Annotated in this window: 1 protein-coding gene; it reads left to right on the top strand. The window is 41.1% G+C overall.

Annotated features, from left to right (window positions below; translation table 11 throughout):
* Nucleotides 1–94: 94 nt before the first annotated feature.
* Nucleotides 95–740 (top strand): DUF1631 family protein (locus A3766_RS00915; RefSeq protein ID WP_156508581.1); only part of this gene is annotated, 646 nt, incomplete at its 3' end.

Below are 740 nucleotides of genomic sequence, written 5' to 3' on the forward strand. Positions count from 1 at the left end.
TAATTTTTATATTGCGGGTAAGATGTACCTGCTTTTGTTCAGTGCCTTTATTTTTGTTAAGCATTGAAAGTCATTCAGCATACGGGAAAGGACGATGAATAAGTCATCTAGCGTTAGCTTTATCGGAGATCGCAATAGTCGACCTTCCAGGCTCGATAACGCAAGATCAGCTGAAGCTCTCAAAATTTGCAATATTGTTGTAAGAGACATGCATGCCCTTCTGCAAGGCATGTTTGACGGCATAGATGACTCTTTTTTCGAGCTTGCTAACAATGCTAGAAACAACAATGAACAAAACCGCTTCTTTGAAGCAATGCGCGATATTCGCATTAAGCGCAAGAATATTGAGAATGACTTTAAGTCCAGTATCGAAGCGCAGTTTTCCCTTGAGCAAGTTCTTACTCCCTCTTCGAAACTAAACGCACCAGTCGAACCGAAAGGTTTTGAAAGTCTAAGCCTAGTTCAGAATGACGACCTCGAAGAGGAAGTCGCGATATCATCTATGGCGACTAAAGCCCAGGCAAATTTTCAAGGCCCTTTACTTCAGTTTCATACTCGAATTTGCAACCTATACGGCTGCGAGAACAATGAAGATGCAAACCTTCCTCTAGGCTTAAAAGACGTAATAGAAAGCTTTACAAGCGCCTGTGAAGTGCTTGAAATAGAGTTAAAAGAGCGGTTAATTGTTTTTAAGCAATTTGATCGATATGTTCTATCAAACCTTGGTCCTGTGCTAGACG

This window comes from Oleiphilus sp. HI0132 (assembly GCF_001635845.1).